Below are 6,039 nucleotides of genomic sequence, written 5' to 3' on the forward strand. Positions count from 1 at the left end.
GAGGCGCGATGGACGGGCTGGACGCGATGGAGACCGTGCGGGCGGCCGACAGGATCATCCACGACGTGGGCGCGGCGTGGATGCTCGACCCGGCGACGCCCGAGCGCGGCAAGCAGGCCGGCTACGACAACCCGTACGCGTTCTACTTCGCGGGACGCGCGGGCGTCCTCGGCGACGTCGACGCCGGCGTGGTGGCCGCCGCGCTGGGCTGGTTCCCCGCGCCGGTCGTCCGGCTCTTCTGGGACGAGGGAGTCGCGGTCGCGGGGGCGCGCGAGGCGGCGCGCCGGTACGGGGCGACGTGCGCGGCGTGGGGCCGCGACCACATCGGCGACGCCGGCGGCGAGCGGCTGTGCGAGCTGGCCGGGCGCGTCGTCGACGCGGCGGAAGGCTCCGGGCTGCCGCTGTTCTGCGGCTGGCGCGCCGAGCCGCTGGCCGACGATGTCCCGGCCCGCACCGCGCAGCTGGTGCACGTGCTGCGGGAGTGGCGCGGCGCGCTGCACCTGGTGGCGACGACGGCGGCCGGGCTCGCGCCGCTGGAGGCCGTGCTCGCCGGATCGAACGAGGACCGCGCCCGCTTCCTCGGCTGGCGCGGCGACCTGCCGGACTGCTCCGCGCTCAAGGGCCGCCGCGCGGAGGCGGAGGAGACCACCGACCGGCTCGCCGCCGCCGTGTACGAGCGGGCGCTGTCGCCCGCCGAGCGCGCCGAGTTCGCGGAACTCGTCCGCGCCGTCGGCGCCGCTGCGCTCGGCTGACGCGCCCGTTTTATCGTCCGGGGCACAAGGCGCTCCGGCGATTGCGTCGGCGGACGACTGTCGCGGCGCGAGAACGGCGTCCATTGTTGCCCCGTATCCGTTCCCGTCCGGAAGGAGAACGTGATGGGGCGACCCTCCCACCCCCTCGTTCGCCGCCCGTCGCGCCGGCTCGGCGGGCTCGCCGTGCTGGGCGCGTCGGCGCTCGTCGCAGCCGCCGCGGCGCTCCCCGTCCACGCCAGTGCCGCCGCCCCCGCCGCCGATTCCGCCGGGGACCGGGTCGAGACGCCGGTGGCCACGAATTCGCCCGTCACCGGCGTCACCGAGTCGATGGTGCGGGTGCGCGTCCCGCTGCCGGCGTCGGCGGGCCCGCACCCGGAGGCCTGCGACTGGCTGTCCTACCTGCGGTTCCGCGACGCCGGCGGCCCTGCCGCGTCCGCGCAGGCCGACCGGATCCTCGTCGCGCAGCCCGGGGTCCTCGAAGGCGCCGGCGCCTTCGACAGCGTCGCCCGCAACACCGTCGCGGCCGCCGCGAAGAGCGGGAAGCACATCGAGTTCTGGGCGCTGGACCGCCGGTCCAACTGCCTTGAGGACCACGCCGGCGTCCAGGCCGGCCTCGCCGCGAAGGACGCCCACCTCGCCGTCGACTACTACTACCGGCAGAAGGAGGTGGACGGCCGGAAGTTCGCCGGCTACCAGACCAACGACCAGGTGACCTGGCTGCAGAACGTCGGCCTCGAGCAGACCGTCCGCGACGAGTACGACCTGATGGTCCACGAACTGCCGGACCAGCAGGCCCGCAAGCAGAGGATGCTGTGCGGCGGCCATTCCCTCGGCGGCATCCTCACCGCGTTCTTCGCCGAATGGGACTTCGACGGCGACCATTCCACCACCGGCGACGCCGGCTACAACCAGTGCTCCGGCTATTTCGCGCTCGACACCCGCATCAGCACCAGCCTGCCCGGAATGGACGGGCAGCTCCCCACCGACCTGATCCCGCTGCTGCAGTTCGGCGCGGGCGCCGTCCAGGCCGGTCTGGAGAGCGGCGTCGTCCCGCGCTCCCTTTCGGCTCCCGCGCTGATCAACACCGAGACGATGAACCTGCTGTCGATCGCCGGCCTCGCCGCCGACCTCGCCCCGGGCGACCGGTCCGACCTCGCGACCTACGTGCCGTCCTCGTTCAACACCGACACGACGTACCGGCTGCTGTTCTCCAAGGACTACCCGACGTTCGTGAAGGGCTCCCCGACGGTGAAGGACTTCCGCTTCACCAACGCGGCGGCGCTCGGCGCGCTCCTCGACGACAACTCCGAGCCGCTGGCGTTCATGCAGTCCAGCGTCGGGTTCTGGGACGGCGGGAAGGTCGTCGACAAGGAGTTCCCGGCGCCGAACGACCTGGACGCGATCGGCCTCGGCGGGCTGAAGCAGCTGCTCGGCCCGGACAAGAAGGCCATCCCGGACGAGCCGAACGGCCCGCTCTACACCTGGCGGAACTACGACCAGGTCGGCAGCGGGGTGCCCGCGTCCAAGGACGGCAGCCCGTTCACGTCCGCGGCCAAGGAGGTCACCGACATCGGCGAGCTGGCCCGCAGCCTCGCCGAGCAGCCGCTCGACTTCACCGAGCACTACTTCCCCACCAAGATGGTCACCGACATCGCGCTCGCGGCCTCCCCCGGCATCGCCGACGACGCCGTCCACACGAACGGGCCGACCGCGAACCCGATCATCAACCTGGAGGCCGGCGACGGGCTCGGCGGCCGCGACCCGCAGCCCGGAGACGTCATCGCCCCCGGCTACCAGCACCTCGACGTGCTCACCGCGTCCGCGAAGCAGAACGACGGCAAGCCTGAGATCATCTCGACGAGCCTGGCCGCCTTCGCCGCCAAGTGACGCACCGCCCCACCCGCGTCCCGCCCCGGTGTTTCGGGGTGCGGGGCGCGGGTACGAGGCGGCCCGACGAGGTGAGGGGGTCGCGATGGGCGTTCGCCGGTGGATCGGGTCGTGGCCGGTGTACCGGCAGGCGACCGGGAGCGATCCGCTGGGCCGCGGAGCCGCCGCCAAGAGCGGCGCCAGCGAGCGGCTGAAGCCGCGGGTGAGCACCGCCGACCAGGTCGTCAAGTCCGTCTGCCCGTACTGCGCGGTCGGCTGCGGCCAGAACGTGTACGTCAAGGACGACGAGGTCGTCCAGATCGAAGGCGACCCCGACTCCCCCGTCAGCCGCGGCCGGCTCTGCCCGAAGGGGTCCGCGACCCTCCAGCTGACGACCGGCCCGGCGCGCGAGCACCACGTCCTCTACCGGCGCCCGCACGGCACCGAATGGGAACGGCTCGACCTCGACACCGCCATGGACATGATCGCCGACCGCGTCATCGCGGCGCGGCGGCACGGCTGGCAGTGGGAGCAGGACGGCGACCGGACGCGGCGCACCCTCGGGTTCGCCGGCCTGGGCGGCGCCACGCTCGACAACGAGGAGAACTACCTCATCAAGAAGCTGTTCACCGCGCTCGGCGCCGTACAGATCGAGAACCAGGCCCGCGTTTGACACTCCTCCACCGTTCCCAGTCTGGGAACCTCGTTCGGACGCGGCGGCGCGACCACCTTCCAGCAGGACCTGCAGAACGCCGACTGCATCGTCGTCCAGGGCTCGAACATGGCCGAGTGCCATCCGGTCGGGTTCCAGTGGGTGATGGAGGCGAAGGCGCGCGGGGCCAGGCTGATCCACGTCGATCCGCGATTCACGCGCACGAGCGCGGTCGCGGACGTGCACGTCCCGCTGCGCGCGGGAAGCGACATCGCGTTCCTCGGCGGGATCATCAATTACGTCCTGTCGAACGAGAAGTACTTCCGCGAGTACGTGCTGGAGTACACCAACGCGTCGGTGCTCGTGAACAAGGACTTCCGCGACACCGAGGACCTGGACGGCGTCTTCTCCGGCCTGGACCCCGAGTCGCGCAGCTACGACCCGGCCACCTGGCGGTACGAGGGCCTGGAGGTGCAGGCGGCGGCCGGGCGGCGCGACGTCGAGTACGACGACCGCGTCGAGTCGATGGCGGAGTCGGGACGCGGCGAGTCGCACGGGTCCGGCGGCGCCGCGCTCGGCGAGGGCCACCCGAGCCGCGACCCGTCGCTCCGGCACCCGCGGTGCGTGCTCCAGGTGCTGAAGCGGCACTACGCCCGGTACACCCCGGAGATGGTTGAACGCGTGTGCGGCGTCCCGCAGGACCGGTTCCGCCAGGTCTGCGAGCTGATCACGGAGAACTCCGGCCGCGACCGCACCACCGCGTTCGCCTACGCGGTGGGCTGGACGCAGCACACGGTCGGCGTCCAGTACATCCGGACGGCCGCGATCCTGCAGGCCCTCCTCGGCAACATCGGCCGGCCCGGCGGCGGCATCCTGGCGCTGCGCGGCCACGCGTCCATCCAGGGCTCGACGGACATCCCGACGCTGTTCAACCTGCTGCCCGGCTACATCCCGATGCCGCACGCGCACGCCGACCAGGACCTGGACTCCTTCGTCGCCGCCGAGGCCGCGAAGAAGGGCTTCTGGGGCGAGATGCGCTCCTACTTCGTCAGCCTGCTCAAGGCGTACTGGGGCGACGCGGCGACCGGCGCCAACGACTACTGCTTCGACTACCTGCCGCGCCTGACCGGCTCGCACAGCACGTACGAGACGGTGATGGCGCAGATCGACGGCACCTGCAAGGGCTACTTCCTGCTGGGCGAGAACCCGGCGGTCGGGTCCGCGAACGCCAAGATGCAGCGGCTGGGCATGGCGAACCTCGACTGGCTGGTGGTCCGCGACTTCTCGCTGATCGAGTCGGCGACGTGGTGGAAGGACGGCCCGGAGATCGAGTCCGGCGAGATGCGGACCGAGGACATCGGCACCGAGGTGTTCTTCATGCCCGCCGCCGCGCACACCGAGAAGGACGGCAGCTTCACCAACACCCAGCGCATGCTGCAGTGGCACCACAAGGCCGTCGAACCGGGCGGCGAGGCCCGCAGCGAGCTGTGGTTCATGTACCACCTGGGCCGGATCATCCGGGCGAAGCTCGCCGGGTCGTCCGACGAGATGGACCGCCCGGTCCTCGACCTGACCTGGGACTACCCCACCGAGGGCGACATCGCGGAACCCGACGCCGAGGCCGTCCTCGCCGAGATCAACGGCCGCGACGGCGACGGGAACCCGATCTCGTCCTACACCGAGCTGAAGCCCGACGGCTCGACCTCGTGCGGCTGCTGGATCTACGCCGGCTGCTACGCCGACGGCGTGAACCAGCCGGCCCGCCGCAAGCCCGGCGAGGACCAGAGCTGGGTGGCGCCCGAATGGGGCTGGGCGTGGCCGGCGAACCGGCGCATCCTGTACAACCGGGCGTCCGCCGACCCGGACGGCAACCCGTGGAGCGACCGCAAGGCGCTCGTCTGGTGGGATCCCGACGCGGGCAGGTGGACGGGCCACGACGTCCCCGACTTCATCGCCGACCGGGCGCCCGACTACGAGCCGCCGGAGGGCGCGACCGGCCCCGACGCGCTCGCCGGGAACGACCCGTTCATCATGCAGGCCGACGGCAAGGCGTGGCTGTACGTCCCCGCCGGGCTCATGGACGGGCCGCTGCCCGCGCACTACGAGCCGCAGGAGTCGCCGTTCGAGAACCCGCTGTACAAGCAGCGGCACAACCCCGTGCGGCACCTGCTCGACCCGCATCCCGCGAACCGCTACCAGCCGAGCGGCGACCAGCCCGGCTCGGAGGTGTTCCCGTACGTCACGACGACCTACCGGCTCACCGAGCACCACACCGCGGGCGGCATGTCGCGCTGGCAGCCCTACCTCGCCGAACTCCAGCCGGAGTTCTTCTGCGAGATCTCGCCCGAGCTCGCGGGCGAGCGCGGCCTCGAGCACGGCGGCTGGGCCACGATCGTCAGCGCGCGCGGCGTCATCGAGGCCCGCGTGATGGTGACCGACCGGATGATCCCGCTGCGGATGGACGGCCGCGCCCTGCACCAGATCGGCCTGCCCTACCACTGGGGCCCCAACGGCTACAGCACCGGCGACGCCGCCAACGAGCTGCTGCACCTCGTCCTGGACCCGAACACCCACATCCAGGAGTGCAAGGCCCTGGCCTGCGACATCCGCCCCGGCCGCCGCCCCCGCGGCGAAGCCGCCCTCGCCCTCGTCCGCTCCTACCGCGAGCGGGCGGGCATCACCGACCAAACCGGCACCGACCTCTGACCCACCTTCGTTGAGTTGTGGCGTGTCGTGGTTATGGCGCGCGCCATAACCACGACACGCCAC

General features: G+C 72.1%; 3 protein-coding genes. All 3 read left to right on the forward strand.

The features are described 5' to 3' along the window. Window positions 1-8: 8 nt before the first annotated feature. The 3 genes from F8568_RS26015 (at window position 9) to fdh (ending at window position 5,976) form a co-directional block, all read left to right on the forward strand. A complete protein-coding gene (locus F8568_RS26015) occupies window positions 9-752 on the forward strand; it encodes an SCO6745 family protein (RefSeq protein ID WP_151596319.1) in 744 nt (247 codons plus the stop codon). 123 nt (window positions 753-875) lie between these two features. Continuing rightward, window positions 876-2,639, forward strand: coding sequence for a hypothetical protein (locus F8568_RS26020; RefSeq protein ID WP_236009156.1), 1,764 nt, complete (start codon window positions 876-878; stop codon window positions 2,637-2,639). A gap of 85 nt (window positions 2,640-2,724) precedes the next feature. Further along, entirely contained in the window at window positions 2,725-5,976 is a 3,252-nt protein-coding gene (fdh, locus tag F8568_RS26030; protein ID WP_202125347.1) for a formate dehydrogenase, read from the forward strand. The last annotated feature ends 63 nt before the right edge of the window (window positions 5,977-6,039 follow it).

Source organism: Actinomadura physcomitrii (assembly GCF_008923205.2).
Classification (GTDB): domain Bacteria; phylum Actinomycetota; class Actinomycetes; order Streptosporangiales; family Streptosporangiaceae; genus Spirillospora; species Spirillospora physcomitrii.